Source organism: Plantibacter sp. VKM Ac-2880, assembly GCF_015351235.1.
GTDB lineage: Bacteria > Actinomycetota > Actinomycetes > Actinomycetales > Microbacteriaceae > Plantibacter.
In genome coordinates this window covers 1,468,135-1,486,911 of record NZ_JADKSJ010000001.1, presented here as the reverse complement: position 1 = coordinate 1,486,911, position 18,777 = coordinate 1,468,135, and the positions used below count along the sequence as shown (strand labels likewise).

Sequence of the window (18,777 nt, the reverse complement as noted above, 5' to 3'; positions counted from 1 at the left end):
GCCGCACCGTCCGCAGACACCCGTGTCATCGTCGGACCCCGGTGCGACAATGGTCCGGTGACCGTTCCCACGCAGTCAGACCCCACCGCCCAGGCGTTCGACCCCGCCGAGGTGCTCGGCGACGAGCTCATCGAGCGCATCCGTGAACGCGCGGCCGTGGCCGACCGCGAGAACGCCTTCTTCGACGAGGACCTCGTCGAACTCCGGGCGTGCGGATACCTGCGCGCTCTCGTCCCCACGGATCTCGGTGGTCTGGGCCTCGGGCTGAGCGAGGTCACGCGGCTCCAGTCACGCCTCGCCACTGCAGCGCCCGCGACCGCGCTCGCGGTCAACATGCACCTGGTGTGGACGGGTGTCGCCCGGCTGCTGCACGAGCGGGGCGACGACTCGCTCCGGTTCGTCCTCGACGGTGCGGCGGGCGACGAACTCTACGCGTTCGGCGTGAGCGAGGCCGGGAACGACCTCGTGCTGTTCGGGTCCGACACGGAGGCCCGCCCAGGGTCCGACGGGTCGTACCGCTTCCACGGCCGCAAGATCTTCACCTCCCTGTCCCCGGCCTGGACCTGGCTCGGGACGACCGGCCTCGACTCGACCTCGGCCGACGGCCCGAAGGTGGTCTACGGGTTCATCGAGCGCTCCCGGGGCGGCTTCGAGATCCTCGACGACTGGGACACCGTCGGCATGCGCGCCAGCCAGAGCCGGACGACCCTGCTCCAGGGCGCCGAGGCGAGCGCCGAACACGTCGTCCGGCGACTCGAACCCGGGCCGAACCCGGATCCCATCGTGTTCGGCATCTTCGCCTGTTTCGAGACCCTCATCGCCGCGGTCTACACGGGTGTCGCGGAGCGCGCGCTCCGGCTCGCCGTCGAGACCGCGCACCGCAAGACCTCGAAGAAGGCGGGTGGCGCGAGCTACGCCTCGGACCCGGACATCCGTCGCCGGATCGCCGCAGCTGCCATCGCCTACGACGGCATGCTGCCGCAGCTGTCGAGCGTGGCTCGGGACCTCGACGACGGCGTCGACCACGGGACGCTCTGGTTCCCCAAGCTCGTCGGGCTCAAGGTGCGCGCGACGGAGACCGCCCGCGAGGTCGTCGACCAGGCGATCAGGGTGGCCGGCGGCGGCAGCTACTTCGCCGCGAGCGAGCTCGGCCGCCTTTACCGCGATGTCCTCGCCGGGATGTTCCACCCCTCCGACGACGAGTCAGCGCACGCGACCGTTGCGAACGCCTGGCTCGGCCCCGCCTGAGGTGCCCGACCGCCCGGCTCTCACCATGACGGGCGCCCGGATCACCCCCGGTTGTTGCTGAGCTCGAACACGCGCAGGAGCTCGGCGACAGCAGCGTCCTTGCTGTCGCCGCCCTCCTCGAACATCTGCGTGACGTGCGTCAGCAGGTGGTTCTCGACGAGGAGCTTGTTGAGCGAACCGAGCGACTTCTGGATGGCGAGCGACTGCGTGATGATGTCCATGCAGTAGTCCTCGTTCTCGATCATCTTCTCGAGACCGCGCATCTGTCCCTCGAGGATCTTCGTGCGGTGGAGGGCGCGCTTCTTGATGTCTTCGATCACCGGCTCAGGGTACCACCAGGGGGTACGGCGGCCGCCTCGCGAGAGGAGGCTCGTGCACACCGCGCGAGCCTAGGATGGGCGGATGACGAGCTCCCCCGCCCTCGAACTCACCGCCGCCGACGCGGACCGCGCCAGAGCCCTGCGCTCGATGAAGCGTCTGGCCACCGGGCTGCTCCTCGTCATGGCGGCCATCTTCGCCGTCGCCTTCGCGCTCGAAGGCCGCTACCCGTGGCTGGCGTACGTCCGGGCCGCCTCGGAGGGCGGCATGGTCGGCGCCCTCGCCGACTGGTTCGCGGTCACCGCCCTCTTCCGCCACCCGCTCGGCATCCCGATCCCGCACACCGCGATCATCCCGAAGCGCAAGGACGAGATCGGGGTCAGCCTCGGTGAGTTCGTCGAGGACAACTTCCTCTCCGAGGAGGTCGTGCGACAGAAGCTCGCAACCGTCAGCCTCTCGGAGAAGCTCGGCGGGTGGCTGTCCGAGCCGACCAACGCCGAACGCGTCACCGCCGAGGCGTCGGTCGCGGTCCGTGGGCTCCTCGAGACCCTGTCCGACGACGACGTCCGCGAGGTCATCGAGGCGCTCGCTTCGAAGCACCTCATCGATCCGCAGTGGGCGCCCAACATCGGCCGGTGGGTCGAACACATCGTCGGCGCCGGAGCGCACCACGACGCGGTCGACCTCCTCCTCGACCGGACGGGCGAGTGGTTGGGCAGCAACCCGAAGGCGTTCGAACGCCTGGTGTCGAGCCGGCTGCCCACCTGGGTGCCGTCCTTCGTCGACCGGCTGGTCGACGACAAGCTCTACCGCGAGGCCGTGTCGTTCGTGCACGCGGTCCGGGCGGATCCCGACCACCAGCTGCGTCACGCGCTCGACGGCTACCTGGCCGAGCTCGCCGAGCAGCTGCAGACCGACGAGTCGACGATCGCGCGCTTCGAGAACGCGAAGCACGAGGTCATCGACAGCCCGCGTGTCCGCGAGGTCGCCGGGAAGACGTGGACCGCCGCGAAGACGGCCTTCCTCGAGGCGCTGGACGCGCCCGACAGCGAGCTCCGCAAGCGTGTCGCCGGCACCATCGCGGACGTCGGCCGACGGCTCTCCACCGACGAGGCGTTCGCGACCCGGGTCGACACACGCGTCGCCGACGCCCTGTCCTACGTGGTCACCCGCTACCGGCACGACATCGCCAGCATCATCACCGAGACCGTCGAACGCTGGGACGCCCGCGAGACGACGCAGAAGATCGAGCTGCTCGTCGGGCGCGACCTGCAGTTCATCCGCCTGAACGGCACCATCGTCGGGGCCTTGGCCGGCCTCGCCATCTTCACGATCGCGCAGGCCGTCCTCCGGGCCTTCTGACGACCCTTCCCGTCAGCGCTTCGGGAGGAGCTCGACGGAGATGAGGTTCACGACGTCGCTCGCGAGCTGGTCGAGTGCGGCCTGATCACGACAGGTGAAGGTGAAGACGACGAGCGTCCCCATCTTCGTGAGTGAACGGACACCCCAGTAGGTGCGCTCCCCCGACGCCTGCGTCCACGACAGCACGCGGAACTCGATGAGCCCACCGCCGCTGTTGTAGTTGAGCTGTTCCGTCGTGCCGTCGGCCTTGACGTAGTCGGCTCCGACGTACTTCGAGAGGTAGGCGTCGCTCGAGCGCTCGTCGTCGCCGACGGCGATCTCGTCCTGCGTCAGCGCGATGTTGCCGAGCCGGACCTCGCACGAGGTCGAGGCGTTGGTGTAGATGTCGATGCCGTTCTTGTCCTTGCCACCGGCCGCCCACGACGAGTCGAAGTCGTTCGTCAGGTACGCCGTCCACTCGGTCGGGACCTCCTGTCCCGCGGCGAAGTCGAGATCCGGCGGGATGGAGACGTAGGTCTTCGTCGGCTCCGGCGTCGAATCGGTCTCCGTTGGCGTCGGTGAGGCGGTCTTGGTCGGCGACGCGGACCGGGTCGCGCTCGGGTCCGCCACCGGCGCGCCGCCCTGAGCGAGCACGAGGGAGACGACGGTGATGATGGCGGCGACCACCACGGCAGGGATACCCACGGCGAGCGTGATGATGAGGCCGGTGCGCTTGCGCTTCGGGGGTCCGTAGGGCGGCTGTTGCGGCGGCTGCTGGCCGTACGGGTTCTGCTGTTGCCAGGGCTGCTGGGACTGCTGTTGGCCGGACGGGTTCTGCTGCTGCCAAGGCTGCTGGGGCTGCTGTTGCGGGGTCGGCTGCTGCTGCCAGTTGGGCTGCTGGCCGTTCGGCTGCTGCTGCCAGTTCTGCTGCGGGTTCGGGTTCGGCTGCTGCTGCCAGTTGGGCTGCTGGCCGTTCGGCTGCTGTTGCCAGTTCTGCTGCGGCGGCTGCTGGGGCGGGTTCGGCGGCTGCGGCGGCCGGCCGTCAGGGTACTGCGGGTCGGGCGGCGGGACATCGGTCACGGCAGTGGCCTTTCGACGGAACGGCGGGCGGAGCGGCTGAACTGCCCGGCCGCACGCCTGCAGTTCGTTGCCGTCAGCCTATCTGCGACAGAGCGGCCCCGGTGGGTGCATCCTGCACCAGAATGGTGACGTGTCCACCGCGCCCACCACCCCTCGCAGCCGCAGCGAGCGCCTCGATGCGCTCCCGTTCACGAAGGCGCACGGACGACTCCTCGTCGGTTCCGGTGTCGGGTGGGCGCTCGACGCCATGGACGTCGGGCTTGTCTCCTTCGTCCTTGCCCAGCTCGCCGTCCAGTGGCAACTCGGGAACACCGAGCTGTCCTGGATCGCCTCGGCCGGGTTCCTCGGGATGGCCATCGGAGCGACCCTCGGCGGGCTCCTCGCCGATCGGGTCGGCCGCCGCCACGTCTTCGCCATCACGCTGCTCGTCTTCGGCATCGCGACGGGCGCCTCGGCGCTGGCCTGGGGGCTCGGGGTCCTGATCGTGCTGCGCTTCGTCGTCGGCCTCGGGCTCGGCGCGGAGCTCCCCGTCGCCTCGACCCTCATGAGCGAGTTCGCCCCGCCGCGGATCCGCGGCCGGATCATCGTCTTCCTCGAGGCGTTCTGGGCCGTCGGGTGGATCGCTGCCGCGCTCATCGGCTACCTCGTCGTGCCGACGAGCGACGACGGCTGGCGGTGGGCGCTCGCCATCGGCGCGCTCCCCGCGATCTACGCCGCCATCGTGAGGACGCGCCTGCCGGAGTCGGTGCGCTTCCTCGAATCGCGCGGCCGCCACCGCGAGGCCGAAGCGGTCGTCCGCGAGTTCGAGGCCTCCGCCGGCGTCGACAACGTCGAGGTTCCCGGCGGCACCGCGGGCGACACCCCCGCGAGTTCCGGCCTCTCCGCCGGGCAGCGGCTGCGCGGCCTGTGGGTGCGGGAGCACCGCCGAGACACCGCATCGCTCTGGATCGTGTGGTTCTGCGTGAACTTCTCCTACTACGGAGCGTTCATCTGGATCCCGACGATCCTCGTCGCCTCCGGCTTCTCGCTCGTCCGATCCTTCGGCTTCACGCTGATCATCACGCTGGCCCAGCTGCCCGGCTACGCGGTGTCGGCCTGGCTCATCGAGGCGTGGGGCCGGAAGCAGACCCTGGCGACCTTCCTCGCCGGTTCGGCCGTGTCGGCGGTCCTCTTCGGCACGGCGACGACGGAGCCGATGATCATCGCATTCGGCATGTGCCTGTCCTTCTGCAACCTCGGTGCGTGGGGCGCGCTGTACGCGACGACGCCGGAACTGTATCCGACCGAGCTCCGGGCGACCGGTGCCGGGTGGGCGGCCGGGATCGGGCGCATCGCGTCGATCATCGCTCCCCTGTCGGTCCCCGTGCTGCTCGTCGCCGGGAACGCGCTGCTCTTCTCCGTGTTCGCGGCGTTCTTCGTCGTCGCCGCGGTGGCCGCACTGTTCCTCTCCGACCGGCGCGGGCGCTCGCTCGACTGACCGTCCCGCCACCCGGCCGAGCGTCGGTGATGCGACAGAATGGGGCCGTGATCGAATCCGCCAACGCCGTCTCCCCGTCCACCTCCGTCGAACGACGTCCGATCTCGGGTCGGCAGGTCGATCTCGAACACGGCGCCTACACCGCGTCGATCGCCTCGGTCGGGGCCTCGCTGCGGTTCCTGCGGCACGACGGCCGTGACCTCGTCGTCCCGTTCGACGCCGACGAGGTCCGGCCGGCATTCCGCGGCGCGGTGCTGGCGCCCTGGCCCAACCGCGTCGTCGACGGTCGCTACACGTTCGCCGGCGTCGACCACCGCCTCGCGCTCACCGAGCCGGCACGCGGTCACGCCCTCCACGGACTCGCGGCCTGGGCCGAATGGGAGCTGATCGCGTCGAGCTCGTCGTCGGCGACCTTCCGCTGCATAATCGAGGCGCAGGACGGGTATCCGTTCCGTGTCCAGGTCAGCACGACGTACACCCTCGACGACGACGGCCTGCACACCGAGGTGGAGGCGGTGAACCTCGGCGATGTCGACGCCCCGTACGGCACCGGACCGCACCCGTACCTCGTCGCCGGCGATGGGCATGTGGACGACTGGACCCTCGAACTGCCCGCATCCCAGGTGCTCACCGTCACGCCGGACCGGCTCATCCCCGTCTCCCTCGAGCCGGTCGACACCGCGGACACCGAGCACTTCGACTTCCGCTCGCCACGGACCATCGGCGACACCTTCGTCGACCACGCCTACACCTCGCTCGGGCGCGACGCCGATGGGCGGGTCTCGGTGCGCGTGACGGCCCCCTCCGGCAGCGGTGTCGTCATGCACTGGGGCGACGGGCTGCCGTGGGTGCAGGTCCACACGGCCGACCAGCCGGTCCCGGAACTCGACCGACTGGGTCTCGCCGTCGAGCCGATGACCTGCCCACCCGACGCCTTCTCGACGGGCACCGACCTCGTCGTGCTGGCCCCCAATACACCACACCGGGTGTCCTGGACCATCGCAGCACTCTGACAGCGGTCGGCGTTAGGCTGGCGACATGTCACAGACGCTTGCGAAACTCATCGGTGGTCCGCTCGATAGCGAGATCATCCCGCTCGAAGACGGCCAGGACGGCGAACTCGTCCTCCCCTACGGCGAAGGCCAGCTCATCTACCGCCCCGCCGGCGAGGCGACGAACACCGGCGACCACGACGGCCCGACGACGACCGCCTACGAGTACGTGGAGGCCACCGAGGAGATCTCTCCGACCAACCGCAACGGGAACGGCGACGACGACTCGATCGGCTGACCCGAACCGACCATCCGGACGCCGGCGACTGATCCTCAGTCGTCGGCGTCCGTCGTCTCCGGCCCCTCATGATCGACCGTCACGGTGAACGTCTGGACGCGCAGCGGCACCACCGGGGTCATCCGGACCTCGAGACGGAGCCGGCCCCGCTCGCCCTCGACGAACCAGACGAGATGGTCCGGCGAGTCGCAGACGGGTGTGGCACGGCCGGACGCCACCTCGGCGATGCCGCCGACCGCCGCGACGGCAGCCTCGGCCGCGGTGCGTCGTTCGTCCAGCGGGACGTCGAGCGCGACGTTCTCGGCGAACAACGATGCCGCGACCCGGTCGTCCCAGTGCGACAGGAGCCCGGTCGCGGTCATCGACGCGACGAGGGTCTCCGGCCAGGGACGGATCGCGGGTTCGGCGAGCTCGCCGGATACCTGCGCATCGGCGATCGCCAGCCGGAGTACCTGTTCGGCAGGCTTCGCCACGGCCGCGTATCCGGCGTTCTCGAACGCGACGACGCCGATGCCGGAAGCCGGGTGCCAGCGCATGTGCGCGCTGTAGCCCGGGTATCCGCCCGAGTGCGACACGAGCGTCCCGAGCGCGGCGTCCTCCTCCACGAAGAGTCCGAAGCCGTAGCCGAGCGCGTGGCGCGGCGGGAGCCCGTCGAGCGAGGGACGCGGTGGGGCGAGACGGTGCAGCTGCTGCATCTCGCGACGACTCGCGCTCGACAGCGGGCCGCTCTCGTCACCCGTCCACGCGGCGTCGAGCCAACGGACCCACCCGATCATCGTGGTCGCCGAAGCGAAGAGCCCGCCGATCGCGGAGAAGACCCCAGGACCCGAGAACGGGACCTCGACGAACCGGTCATCCGCGTCGACGGCTCGGTCCCGCCGGGCGCGGTGACCCATCGCCGTGATCGCTTCGCCGTCCGTCGGGCGCTCGCGGTCGGGTCGCTCGAACACGGCACCGAGCCCGAGCGGTTCCAGCAGGAGTGACGTCACCGCGTCCACGAACCGCCCGCCCGTCACCCGCTCGATGACCTGCCCGAGGAGCGCGTAGCCGAGGTTCGAGTAGGCGAACGCCGTCCCAGGCACGGTGACGCACCGCACGCCGCGCACCAGCAACCGACGGAACTCCGTAGGTGTGATCGACTCCTGGCGGTCGGCCCACGGATCGTCCGTCCCGAGCCCGCCCGACATCGTGAGCAGCATCCGGACCGTCGGCCGGACGGCCACCCCACCGGGCGTGACCGGGGCGAACTCCGGGACGAACTCGTCCACCGGGCTGTCGAGGTCGAGCCGGCCGGTGTCGCGGAGGATGAGGAGGACGGCCGCGGTGAAGCTCTTCGTGCAGGAGGCGATGCGGAAGAGCGTGTCCTCGTCGGGCACGTCGCCGCCTCGGGTGATCTCGCCGAAGCCGCGCGAGAAGCGGACCCGATCGCGATCGAACACCGCGACGTACGATCCGGGAGCGACGCCACCGGCGATCCGGTCCTCGAACACGCGGGCGATACCCGTCTCCGTGCCGTCCTCCACCAGGTGCATCTCGTCTCCTCCTCGGCGGCGGCGCACCGCCGTCCGCGGTTCACTCGCCGTTCGAGCGTACGACCATTCCGCGACGACGATCACCACCGGGGGGGGTGTGCCGGGCGTACTGTGCTCCTCTCTCCGGATGAAGTCAAGGGGGCGAGATCTGCGGCGTCGGATCCGCGCCTCGGGAGTAGCGTCATCTCCCGGATCGACCGTCGAGGGGACGGCCGTGGAAGGAGTCGTTCCATGTCGAGCACGTCGGCCTCCGGGCAGCCGGGTCCCGTCAAGAGTCTCGTCCCCGCCAGGATGGATCGATTGCCCTGGACCAGGTTCCATTGGATGATCGTCGTCGGTCTCGGGTTCTCCTGGGTGCTCGACGGACTCGAGATCCAGATCGTCGCCTCGGCCGGGTTCCAGAAGTCCCTGGGGCTCTCGGCCGCCGAGGTCGGTCTCCTCGGGACGATCTACCTGCTCGGCCAGGTCACCGGCGCCCTCGTCTTCGGGCGGATGGCCGACCGGCTCGGACGCAAGAAGCTCTTCATCCTCACGCTCGCGATCTACCTGATCGCGAGTGGTATCGCCGGACTCTCACCCACGTTCTGGTTCCTCGCCATCTTCCGCTTCTTCGCCGGCATGGGCATCGGAGGCGAGTACGCCGCGATCAACTCGGCCATCGACGAGCTCATCCCGTCGAAGTACCGTGGCCACGTCGACATCGCGATCAACGGCACCTACTGGGGCGGCGCCGCGCTCGGATCGGCCGCGAACCTGTTCCTGCTGAACACCGACTACTTCGCCGAGGACGTCGGCTGGCGGATCGGCTTCTTCATCGGCCCGGTCCTCGGCCTCCTGATCATCTTCCTCCGGCGGCACATCCCCGAGAGCCCGCGCTGGCTCATGACGCACGGGCGGGAGCAGGAGGCGGAGGCCACGGTCGACGAGATCGAGGACACGGTCCGCAAGCAGGGCGGCACGATCGATCCCGTCGACGACTCGAAGGCACTCACCGTGCAGGCGCAGGGGCACATCCCGATTCGCACGATCTTCGGCGTCCTCTTCCGGACCTACCCGAAGCGCACCTTCGTCGGCCTGGCGATGATGATCACGCAGTCGTTCCTGTACAACGCGATCTTCTTCACCTACGCGCTCGTCCTCCAGAACTTCTACGGAACGAGCCCGTCGTCGACCCAGTACTACTTCTTCCCGTTCGCCATCGGGAACCTGCTCGGGCCACTCCTTCTCGGGCGACTCTTCGACACCTGGGGTCGTCGTCAGATGATCTTCCTGACGTACGGGGTCTCAGGTGCGGTGCTCGCCGTGTCGGCCGTCCTCTTCAACGCCGGCGTGCTGGATGCGACGACGCAGACGATCTTCTGGTGCGTGTCGTTCTTCTTCGCCTCGGCAGGAGCGTCGAGCGCCTACCTCACGGTGAGCGAGATCTTCCCGCTCGAACTCCGCAGCCAGGTCATCGGGTACTTCTTCGCGATCGGTCAGATCGCCGGTTCGGTCGCGCCGCTGCTGTACGGGATCCTCATCGGCGACGGCACGGACCGGGGCCCGCTGACCGTCGGCTACTTCATCGGAGCCGGGGTGATGGTCCTCGGCGGTCTCATCGCCCTCATCTTCGGCGTCGACGCGGCCCGGAAGTCGCTCGAGGACATCACCGAACCGCTGTCGATCGTCCGGGACGGCAAGCGCCCCGGGAAATGACCGTCGCAGCGGCGGTTCAGCCTTCCCGGTCCACGTAGACCCCGAGGGTCTCGGCCAACCGTTCCCGCTCCACCGCACGTCGGCCGGCACCCTTGGCGCTGGCCGTCGTGAGCGTGGCGAGGAGGTGGAGGGTGAGCGCGATCCCGATCGAGGAGCTCGGGTGGCCGTCGTCGGCTCGCCCGACCACGATCGTCTCATCCGCGTAGGGGGTCAACGGTGCGTCGGGGGCGTCGGTGATGAGGACGAGGCTACCACCGGCCTGCGCGAAGGGGACGGCCGAGGCGATCGTGTACTTGCGGTACCGCCGCAACGACACGGCGATCATCACATCGCTCGACCGCACGTCGCTGAGGACGTCGAGGGGGCGGACGATGGTGCCGTCGATCAGGGTGACGTTCGCCAGGCCGTAACTGAGATCGGCGGCGAGCAGCGACGCGTAGGTGAAAGACTTCGACGCCCCGATGAGGAAGCGTCGGCGGGCGGACACGATGAGGGCGGCCGCACGTTCGAGTGCGCCGTCGGTCTTCGCCCAGGCGAGCGAGTCCTCGAACTGTTTGCGCTCCTGGTCGAGGAGCCGATGCTTCAGCACGGAGGCCGACCGTCGTTCCAGTCGCTGCTCCGGCCGCTCACCGGCGACGGCCGTGTCCTCCTCGGTGAGGAAGCGGATGTCGTCGTTCACGCGGGGTCTCCTTCGCCTGCAGACACCGTCGTGCGGTCAGGCGTCGTCCGTCCAGGTCGGCAGGGGCACCGACGGCCCGCCGGCAGGTCACCCGGCGAGGTTCCCTCGATGGTAGCGAGCGGAAGCGCATACAGGATCGCCGGAACGACAACGATTCGGTGCAGACCGACGCGGCCGGCCCGCGATCAGCGCTCGCGCTGCTCGTCCGCCTCGGGCAGCGTGATCGAGGACGTGAACAGGCTCGCCCGCTGCTCGGCCTCCACGCTGCCGCTGAACAGTCCGACCGGTTCCGTCACGGGCCCACCGCGCTTCGGGACCGGGCGTGGTTCCTGCTCCACCATCTGCACGCGGTTGCGCGGGATCGCAGAGGGGTTCTGCGCGAGGATCCACTCCACCATCTGCTCGCGTACGAGGCAGCGCAGGTCGAAGAGCGTCGGAGCGTCCACCGCCGTGACGAGGATGCGGATGCGCACGTACCCGCCGACGGCGTCCGTGACCTGCAGCACCTGCGCCCGGCCGTCCCAGAGGTCGGTGCGGTCGAGGATGCGCTCCAGCTCGGTGCGCATGACGGCGGGACTCACCCACCAGTCGAGGTCGAACTCCACCGAACCGAGCAGCTCGCTGGTGTTCCGGGTCCAGTTCTGGAACGGCGTCGACGTGAAGTAGGTGGAGGGCAGCACCATCCGCCGGTCGTCCCAGATGCCGACGACGACGTAGGTGAGCGTGATCTCCTCGATGCGACCCCACTCCCCCTCGACGATCACGACGTCGTCGACGCGGATGGCGTCGCTGAAGGCGAGCTGGATCCCCGCGAAGACGTTGCCCAGCACGGACTGCGCGGCGAGGCCGGCGACGATGCTGACGACGCCGGCCGAGGCGAGCACACTCGCTCCGACGCCCTGCACGCCGGGGAACGTCAGCAGGATCGACGCGGCACCGACGATGACGACGACCGCGATCGCGAGCCGACGGACGAGCGCGAGCTGCGTCTGCATGCGTCGGGCGACCTTGTTGTTCGGGACGTCGACACGGTACCGCGCCTGTCCGAGCCCGATGACGAAGGCGAGGAGCGCGGCGACCAGCCAGGTGGCCGCGGCGATCACGGCGATCCGGAAGCCCTGATCGATGAGCCCGCGGACGTTCTCGTCCGGCAGCGTCGCCGCCACCGCCAGCCACACCGCCACGAGGATCACGAGCGCACGGAACGGGTGACGCGCACTCCCCGCGAGGGCCGCCGGCCAGGCCCGCCGTCTGGCCGCCAGACGGAACGCCACCGAGACGACGGCGAGCACGACGAGCGCCACGACGGCCGCGATCCCCGCTGCTGCGGCGACACCCCACCAGCTCTCCCAAACGAACATCCGTGCCTCCTCGAGCTGGTCCTGCAGTCCTTGGTCGCGCCCTGCTCCTGCAGCGCGCAAGCGTCAAGCGTAGGGGCGCTCGTCCGCCGGGATCGACCGCTTGTGCGGCCTGCCACGAACCTCTCAGGCCGAGATGATCGGGTGCGGGTACTCCATCGTCCGCTGCTGGAACTCGGCGATGGCCTCGTTCCGGATGACACCGTCCTGGATCTCGACGGCGCGGTCGACGGTCAGGCTGTCGGCCCAGGCCGCCGGCCCGGCGAGCACGACGGGCAGGAACGGCAGGAGTGCCTCGCTGTTCTCCCAGCTGGACGAGTTCCAGAGGAGCGAGGGGCTGTGGTCGACGGCGTAGAAGTTGATGTCCCCGCGCCCGACGGTGAACATCGGGTCGTCGAAGCCGGTCGTCCGGGCCCACTCGAAGGCCATCCCCTCGTCGCAGGAGACGTCCACGATGAGGCTGCCGGGACGGAACGCGCCCAGGTCGTCCTCGCGCAGGTACAGCAGCGGAGCGTTCGGGTCCTGCAGGGTGCAGTTCACGACGATGTCGCTCTCCGCCAGGAACGGTGCGAGCGGGACGCGCCCCTCGTCGGTGATGACCTCGCTGAGGTAGGGGCCGTCGTCGTGGTCGAACTGGATCATGCGGGCGGAGTGGATGGGCGATGCGACCGCCGCCACCCGACGGTTCGTGAGCACCCGCACATCGTGGATGCCGTGGGCGTTGAGCGCGGTCACCGCGCCTCGGGCGGTCGCGCCGAAGCCGATGACGACGGCGGTGAGGCGCCGACCGTAGCTGCCCGTCGAGCCGCAGAGCTCCAGGGCATGGATCACCGAGCTGTAGCCCGCGAGTTCGTTGTTCTTGTGGAAGACGTGCAGCCCGAAGCTGCCGTCGGCCGCCCAGTGGTTCATCGCCTCGAAGGCGATCAGGGTGAGCCGTTTGTCGATCGCGAGTTGCGTGAGCGCGGTGTCCTGGACGCAGTGCGGCCAGCCCCACAGCGTCTGTCCGTCGCGGAGTTCCTGGACGTCCTCGAGCTGCGGCTTCGGGAGGAGGACGACGTCGGACCGCGCGATGACCTCCGAGCGCGTGGCGAACGCGTGCACGTACGGCGCGATCTCCTCGTCCGAGACACCGAATCGCGCGCCGTACCCGTGCTCGACGACGATCCGGGACCGGAACTCCTCGGGGATGCGTTCGAAGTGCGCCGGGTGGATCGGGACGCGTCGCTCGTCGGGCTTCAGCGAGGTGCCGACCACCCCGAGGATGCTGTCGTGCTGCACGGTCGGTTCGGATCCTGCTGGCATGACTGCTCGTCCCGTTCACGGGTGCCGAGGCGGCGCCGTGCCCCTGACCGTACAGGACGCAGCGCGGAGGCGACGCGTGGCGGCACGCGCGCGGCGCCGGGAACACGACCGCTCCGAGAAGACGACAGCCCCACACCGTGAGGTGCGGGGCTGTCGTCGTGTTGGTGGACCCAAGGGGATTCGAACCCCTGACCCCCTCGATGCGAACGAGGTGCGCTACCGGACTGCGCCATGGGCCCAACTACTCGTCCAGGCTAGCAGACCGCGCGACCCGTTTCGAACCGGCGGAACTACTCCTCGTAGGGGTTCGGGCCGTCGTCGACCGGCATGCCGCCGTCCTGTGGATTCGCCGCGATGAGCGCCGCGAGGTCCAGGTCGCGGAACCACCGGAGCCGCTGACTCCTGGCGCGCCGGTAGTGCTCGTCGACGACCGGTTCGTCGAGCACTCGGTCGAGTTTCGCCTGGATGGCGCGCTCCAGATCGCCCCAGGCGCGCTCGCGAGCGGACTCCGCGATCGCCGCGACGAAGGCCTCGTCCTGGCTCACCCGACGGAGTTCTGCGGCGAGCCCCGAGTAGACCTCGCGACGACGCGACAGCGCGCTGAGATCGCCCGCGCGGTAGTCGTGCTGGTGGCGGGCGCTCCCCCGACGCTGGAACGCCGTCTGGCGGGCCTCCCGCGCCAGGTCGGCGTACTCCTCCTGCTCGTCCGCCATGCGCCCGAGCTCCCGGCGGACGGCGGCCTGCGTCGCCTCGGCGTCGTAGGAGGCACCATCGCGGAGCGCTCGCTCGATGATCCAGTTCGTGACCTCGACCACCGTCCACGAGCGGGCGATCAGCAGGCCTTCCTCGACCGCGTGCTCGACCGGCGGCGGAGCGACCTCGGGAGGCGCGACGTAGGGCTTCATCGGCTTCCGCCGGCCTTTGCGCCACACGCCCATCGGTCACCTTTCGCGTTCCAGGGCGCCGACGAGACTAGATCGACGAACCCCCTCCACAAGTCTATCCGGAGCGGGTGACCGGTTCATGAACGACCGGAGTGGACGGCTGCGGTTCAGCCGGCGGCGCGGCGACGCTGCAGGAGCGTGGAGCCGCCGGCGGCGATCTCGCCCTCGTCGACGACGCCCATGGCGGCGAACCGGCTCGGGGCGGGCTGTGGTTCGATCCGCTCGGGCTGCGGCGCGGCGACGGGCTCCGGGCGACGGACGATCGTGGGCATGGCCGGAGCGAGTCGTTCGGCGCGCGAGGCGATGGCCTCCTGCATGGCGGCCTGACGGAGCCGGTCGTACGCGTCGGCCTTCGCCAGCTCGGCTGCGGCGGAAGAACCTTCGGAAAGGTGCAGGGGCTTGGGAATGGCCGTCGGGGTCCACGTCTGCGCCTGCGAGGCAGCCTTGACGGGTTCGTTGTACTCGAAGAGCGCCGACTCGACCCGCCTGGTCGTCACCGCGACCGCCGGCACCGGCGCGACGGCACGGTGGGCGATGCGCGACATGCGCGAGAGGGCGGACAGGGCCAGCAGCCCGACGACGGTGGATGCGACACCGAGCACGAGGCCCCCACCGGCCAGGAAGGAGGTGACACCGGAGCAGAACCCGATGATGGACGCGACGAGCACGGTGGTGGCGAGCAGCCGCGAACGACGTCGGCTCCTCGCGAGTTTCGCGGCGCGCGCGTTGCGCTGGACGGCTCGGGCTGCAGCGGCGGCTGCACGACGAGCGTCCTCCGCGGCACGAGCGGCGGCCTCGGCCTGCACGGCCTTCGCTTCCTCCTCGCGCCGGATGCGGTCGGCCTCGGCGAGTTCGACCCGCGCCGCGGCTTCCGCCGTCGCCTTCGTCCTGGCTTCGAGCTGCTTCAGCAGCTTCCGCTGGGCCGCGACCTCGCGCGAGGTGGCCTCGAGACGGACGGCCTCCGGCACCTCGGCGGTCTCGGCGAGCACACGGAGCGTCTGCTGGAGTCGGATCGCGTTCCGCTCACTGGCGGAGAACTGACTGTCACGCACCCATGAGGGCACCAGGTACACCAGCCACAGCATCGCCGCGACCAGAATGATCACCCCACCGCTCAGGAATCCGCCGTCCATGTTCATGACCGTAGCGGGTGGAGACCCGTTGACCGATCACCGGCGGGGTGTGTCCGCGGATGGATCCCCAAACCGACCGATGTGTGGTGGAGCGGGGTCAACGCCCCGGGAAGGGCACGGCGGCGGCGATGCGGTCCGACTCGGGGATCACACTGGCGTCCTTGGGGACCTGGCCGTCCAACCACCGGTTCAGGACACCACCGGGGACCTCCTCGCGCACGAGCGCGAAGCAGAAGTGATCGCGCCAGTCACCGTCGATGTGGATGAACCGACGCCGGAGTCCCTCGTAGCGGAAGCCGAGTTTCTCGACCACGCGCAGGCTCGGTGCGTTCTCCGGGCGGATGCAGATCTCCAGGCGGTGGAGCTGCAGGGCGGTGAAGCAGTGGTCCGTCGCCAGGGCCGTGGCGATCGGCGTGGCGCCGAGGCCCGCGAAGCGCTGCGACACCCAGTACCCGATCGATGCGGACGCCAGGGAACCGTAGGTGATACCGGAGACGTTGAGCTGGCCGGCGAACTCGCCGTCGACCTCGATGACGAACGGGAGACCGGCACCGGAACGCGCGTGGTTCTGCAACGACCGGATCGCCGCACGACTGTCGGCCGGGACAGGGCCGTAAGGACTCGTTGCCTCCCACCGGCGCAACCAGGCGCGGTTCTCCGCCAGCTCGCGCTCGAGCGGCCTCGCATCGCGGACCTTGATGGGCCGGATGCTCACTCGTCCGCTGCTCAGAACGGGTACGACCTGCACCACTTTGCCACCCCTCTCGCGTCCTGTGGCGAGCCTAGCGGAGCGCTCCCCGAGTCACCGACGCAGCCGCGCCCCGACGCCCGCTTTCGCGGACCCGGGGCGCGTCGTGCGTCGTCGGCCGTCCTCAGTCGAGGTCTCCGGCAAAGTGCTTGAGCCACGGCCGCAGCTCGGGACCGAGGTCCTCGCGGTCGACCGCGAGCTGCACGATCGCCTTGATGTAGTCGAGACGGTCACCGGTGTCGTACCGGCGGCCGCGGAAGATCACGCCGTAGACACCGCCGGTGCCCTCGACGTCGGAGGCCATCTCCTGCAACGCGTCCGTGAGCTGGATCTCGCCGCCCTTGCCCGGCTCGGTGCGCTCGAGGATCTCGAACACCTCGGGCTTCAGCACGTAGCGGCCGATGATCGCGAGGTTGGACGGGGCGTCCTCCTTGGCGGGCTTCTCGACCAGGCCGGTGACCCGCACGACATCGGCGTCGTCGGTGGCTTCGACGGCGGCGGCGCCGTAGAGGTGGATGGAATCGGGGTCGACCTCCATGAGGGCGATGATCGTCGCGTTCCGCTTGTCCTGCTCGTCGAGCATGCGCTCGAGCAGGACGTCGCGCGCGTCGATCAGGTCGTCGCCGAGGAGCACCGCGAAGGGCTCGTTGCCGACGTGGCGCTTGGCGCGGAGGACGGCGTGGCCGAGCCCCTTCGGGTCACCCTGGCGGAGGAAGTGGATATCGGCGAGCTCGTTGGACTCGTTGACCTTCTCGAGGCGCTGGGTGTCGCCCTTCTTGGCGAGGTTGAGTTCGAGCTCCGTCACGCGGTCGAAGTGGTTCGCGAGCGCGTTCTTGTTCCGGCCGATGATCATGAGGACGTCGGCCAGGCCGGCGCTGACGGCCTCCTCGACGACGTACTGGATGGCCGGCTTGTCGACGACGGGGAGCATCTCCTTGGGCAGCGCCTTGGTGGCCGGGAGGAACCGGGTGCCGAGACCTGCTGCGGGGATGACTGCTTTGGTAACTCGAGTGGTCATAGGGGAAAACCTATCGTGTGGAGCCGGGGAAGTCGTCGAAGACGGCCTCGAACGGGGGTGAAATCCCCTCAACCCCTGGACGACGCGGCAGTTGTCCGGTAGGTCGCCGCGCAACGAGCCGACGGCGGCGGCGAGCCGTTTAGAATGGGACCCATGACGAGCCCCGCAGAGCACGAGAAACGAGCGCTCCGCGCCGAGCTCCGTGAGCGGCGTGAGCTGCTCACCTCGCTCGAGAAGGAGCGGTCGACGACCGGGCTGACCGACAACCTCAGAGCCCTCGTCTCCCGACTCGGAGCGACCTCGTTGGCCTGCTACCTCGCCTCACCGAGCGAACCGGACACGCGTCCGTTCCTTCAGTGGGCCCAGGAAGCCGGCATCCGCATCCTCTTCCCCGTGACCCGCACCGACGGGCTCCTCGACTGGACGATCGGCGAGGACGGCATCGAGACGGTCGGCTTCGCCGGCACGCCAGAGGTCGTCGGCACCACGCTCGGTCCCATCGCCATCAACGACGTCGACCTCATCCTCGTGCCGGCGGCCGCCGTCGACGGCAGTGGCATGCGGATGGGCTGGGGTCGTGGCTACTTCGACAAGACGCTCGGTTCGATGGAGCGCTGCCCACCCGTCTACGCGGTCCTCTACGACACCGAGATCCTCGACGAGGTCCCGAGCGAGATCCACGACGAACCCGTCGGCGGTGCGGTCACGCCGAGCCGCATCATCGACTTCGACCAGGTCCGACCGCGCCGCTGAGCGCGACGACCCACCACATCCCAGGAGACCCCGTGCCCACCTATGCGTACCGCTGCACCGAGTGCGGCAATGCCTTCGACATCCAGCAGGCGTTCACCGACGACTCGCTCACCGAGTGCCCGGCCTGCTCGGGCAAGCTGCGGAAGCTCTTCAGCGCGGTCGGCGTGACCTTCAACGGGTCCGGTTTCTACCGCACGGACTCCCGGGCCGGTGCCGGCAAGGGGTCGAGTTCCATCCCCGCGTCCTCGGGCAGCTCGGAGGGCGCGTCGAAGTCCTCCTCGTCCGACGCCAAGGGTTCCTCCGGCACGTCCTCGACCTCGAGCCCGGCTCCGGCTTCGGCTGGGAGCAGCTCGTCCTGAGCCGGTAGCGTAGCGAGGGTCCGTTCCATCCCCGATCATCAGGGAGACCCCATGCTCAAAGGCTTCAAGGAGTTCATCCTCCGTGGCAACGTGATCGACCTGGCCGTGGCCGTCGTGATCGGGGCCGCATTCACCGCGATCGTCAACTCGCTCGTCGAGAACATCTTCAACCCGCTCCTGGGTGCGCTCTTCAAGGCCGAGAGCCTGAAGGACGCGTTCGTCGTCAAGATCCCGACCCTCGACGGGCAGACGGCCGATCTGCAGTTCGGCGCCTTCCTCGGTGCGGCGATCCAGTTCGTGCTCATCGCCGCCGTCGTCTACTTCGTCATCGTGCTGCCGATGAACCACTTCAAGCGCGTCACGACGAAGCCGACCATCGCGGACGAGGCGGCGGCTCCGAGCGAGCTGTCCCTGCTCACCGAGATCCGCGACGTCCTCAAGACGGGCACGAGCGCACCGCTGCCGCCCGCACGCGACGACACGACCGACGGCCGCTAGCCCG

Annotated in this window: 19 protein-coding genes and 1 tRNA gene; 9 read left to right on the top strand and 11 right to left on the bottom strand. The window is 69.6% G+C overall.

All coding sequences use genetic code 11. From position 1 onward, the window contains the following. Window positions 1–57: 57 nt before the first annotated feature. The gene (locus ITJ57_RS07200; RefSeq protein ID WP_194669448.1) at window positions 58–1,248 is read left to right on the top strand and encodes an acyl-CoA dehydrogenase family protein; all 1,191 of its coding nucleotides are present in this window, start codon (window positions 58–60) and stop codon (window positions 1,246–1,248) included. 41 nt (window positions 1,249–1,289) lie between these two features. On the opposite strand, the gene ITJ57_RS07195 is transcribed toward ITJ57_RS07200, so the two are convergent. Further along, entirely contained in the window at window positions 1,290–1,568 is a 279-nt protein-coding gene (locus ITJ57_RS07195; RefSeq protein ID WP_056007632.1) for a metal-sensitive transcriptional regulator, read from the bottom strand. A gap of 82 nt (window positions 1,569–1,650) precedes the next feature. On the opposite strand from ITJ57_RS07195, the gene ITJ57_RS07190 reads away from it, so the two are divergent. Beyond that, window positions 1,651–2,928 (top strand): DUF445 domain-containing protein, encoded by a 1,278-nt coding sequence (locus ITJ57_RS07190; protein ID WP_194669447.1) that lies wholly within the window; start codon window positions 1,651–1,653, stop codon window positions 2,926–2,928. A gap of 12 nt (window positions 2,929–2,940) precedes the next feature. Here the strand turns inward: ITJ57_RS07190 and ITJ57_RS07185 are convergent, their stop codons facing one another. Then, window positions 2,941–3,987, bottom strand: coding sequence for a hypothetical protein (locus ITJ57_RS07185; protein WP_194669446.1), 1,047 nt, complete (start codon window positions 3,985–3,987; stop codon window positions 2,941–2,943). 130 nt (window positions 3,988–4,117) lie between these two features. Between ITJ57_RS07185 and ITJ57_RS07180 the strand changes: the two genes are divergently transcribed. The 3 genes from ITJ57_RS07180 to ITJ57_RS07170 are packed head-to-tail and all read left to right on the top strand — an operon-like array spanning window position 4,118 to window position 6,754. Next, window positions 4,118–5,464 carry an MFS transporter gene (locus tag ITJ57_RS07180; protein ID WP_370582255.1) on the top strand — a complete coding sequence of 449 codons (1,347 nt, stop codon included), beginning with the start codon at window positions 4,118–4,120 and terminating at the stop codon, window positions 5,462–5,464. A gap of 47 nt (window positions 5,465–5,511) precedes the next feature. After that, window positions 5,512–6,477: an aldose 1-epimerase family protein gene (locus ITJ57_RS07175; RefSeq protein ID WP_370582253.1), complete on the top strand. Its 966-nt coding sequence runs from the start codon at window positions 5,512–5,514 to the stop codon at window positions 6,475–6,477. A 25-nt stretch (window positions 6,478–6,502) separates the two neighbouring features. Then, window positions 6,503–6,754: a hypothetical protein gene (locus ITJ57_RS07170; protein ID WP_056007644.1), complete on the top strand. Its 252-nt coding sequence runs from the start codon at window positions 6,503–6,505 to the stop codon at window positions 6,752–6,754. A 35-nt stretch (window positions 6,755–6,789) separates the two neighbouring features. Here ITJ57_RS07170 and ITJ57_RS07165 read toward each other — a convergent pair whose 3' ends face one another. Then, window positions 6,790–8,286 (bottom strand): serine hydrolase, encoded by a 1,497-nt coding sequence (locus ITJ57_RS07165; protein ID WP_194669444.1) that lies wholly within the window; start codon window positions 8,284–8,286, stop codon window positions 6,790–6,792. A gap of 231 nt (window positions 8,287–8,517) precedes the next feature. Here ITJ57_RS07165 and ITJ57_RS07160 point away from each other — a divergent pair, with 231 nt between their 5' ends. Then, window positions 8,518–9,981, top strand: a complete 1,464-nt coding sequence (locus ITJ57_RS07160; RefSeq protein WP_228506531.1) for an MFS transporter — start codon at window positions 8,518–8,520, stop codon at window positions 9,979–9,981. Between the two features lie 16 nt (window positions 9,982–9,997). On the opposite strand, the gene ITJ57_RS07155 is transcribed toward ITJ57_RS07160, so the two are convergent. The 8 genes from ITJ57_RS07155 to galU all read right to left on the bottom strand — a co-directional run bounded on the left by ITJ57_RS07155 (window position 9,998) and on the right by galU (window position 17,163). Next, window positions 9,998–10,660: a MurR/RpiR family transcriptional regulator gene (locus ITJ57_RS07155; RefSeq protein ID WP_370582251.1), complete on the bottom strand. Its 663-nt coding sequence runs from the start codon at window positions 10,658–10,660 to the stop codon at window positions 9,998–10,000. A 185-nt stretch (window positions 10,661–10,845) separates the two neighbouring features. Continuing rightward, a complete protein-coding gene (locus tag ITJ57_RS07150) occupies window positions 10,846–12,081 on the bottom strand; it encodes a mechanosensitive ion channel family protein (RefSeq protein ID WP_370582250.1) in 1,236 nt (411 codons plus the stop codon). A 63-nt stretch (window positions 12,082–12,144) separates the two neighbouring features. Then, window positions 12,145–13,320 (bottom strand): N(5)-(carboxyethyl)ornithine synthase, encoded by a 1,176-nt coding sequence (locus tag ITJ57_RS07145; protein ID WP_194669443.1) that lies wholly within the window; start codon window positions 13,318–13,320, stop codon window positions 12,145–12,147. 162 nt (window positions 13,321–13,482) lie between these two features. Continuing rightward, window positions 13,483–13,559 (bottom strand) — tRNA-Ala (locus ITJ57_RS07140). Window positions 13,560–13,610: 51 nt separating this feature from the next. Beyond that, window positions 13,611–14,225 carry a hypothetical protein gene (locus ITJ57_RS07135; RefSeq protein ID WP_056778534.1) on the bottom strand — a complete coding sequence of 205 codons (615 nt, stop codon included), beginning with the start codon at window positions 14,223–14,225 and terminating at the stop codon, window positions 13,611–13,613. 146 nt (window positions 14,226–14,371) lie between these two features. Further along, a complete protein-coding gene (locus ITJ57_RS07130; RefSeq protein WP_194669442.1) occupies window positions 14,372–15,397 on the bottom strand; it encodes a hypothetical protein in 1,026 nt (341 codons plus the stop codon). Window positions 15,398–15,494: 97 nt separating this feature from the next. Further along, the gene (locus ITJ57_RS07125) at window positions 15,495–16,148 is read right to left on the bottom strand and encodes a GNAT family N-acetyltransferase (RefSeq protein WP_194669441.1); all 654 of its coding nucleotides are present in this window, start codon (window positions 16,146–16,148) and stop codon (window positions 15,495–15,497) included. A 121-nt stretch (window positions 16,149–16,269) separates the two neighbouring features. After that, window positions 16,270–17,163 carry a UTP--glucose-1-phosphate uridylyltransferase GalU gene (gene galU / locus ITJ57_RS07120; RefSeq protein WP_194669440.1) on the bottom strand — a complete coding sequence of 298 codons (894 nt, stop codon included), beginning with the start codon at window positions 17,161–17,163 and terminating at the stop codon, window positions 16,270–16,272. A 153-nt stretch (window positions 17,164–17,316) separates the two neighbouring features. Here galU and ITJ57_RS07115 point away from each other — a divergent pair, with 153 nt between their 5' ends. Genes ITJ57_RS07115 through mscL form a run of 3 tightly spaced genes read left to right on the top strand, consistent with a single transcriptional unit; the run spans window position 17,317 to window position 18,773 of the window. After that, entirely contained in the window at window positions 17,317–17,916 is a 600-nt protein-coding gene (locus ITJ57_RS07115) for a 5-formyltetrahydrofolate cyclo-ligase (protein WP_056780934.1), read from the top strand. Between the two features lie 32 nt (window positions 17,917–17,948). Continuing rightward, entirely contained in the window at window positions 17,949–18,275 is a 327-nt protein-coding gene (locus ITJ57_RS07110; protein ID WP_194669439.1) for an FmdB family zinc ribbon protein, read from the top strand. Window positions 18,276–18,326: 51 nt separating this feature from the next. Next, window positions 18,327–18,773, top strand: coding sequence for a large conductance mechanosensitive channel protein MscL (mscL, locus tag ITJ57_RS07105; protein WP_056778539.1), 447 nt, complete (start codon window positions 18,327–18,329; stop codon window positions 18,771–18,773). The last annotated feature ends 4 nt before the right edge of the window (window positions 18,774–18,777 follow it).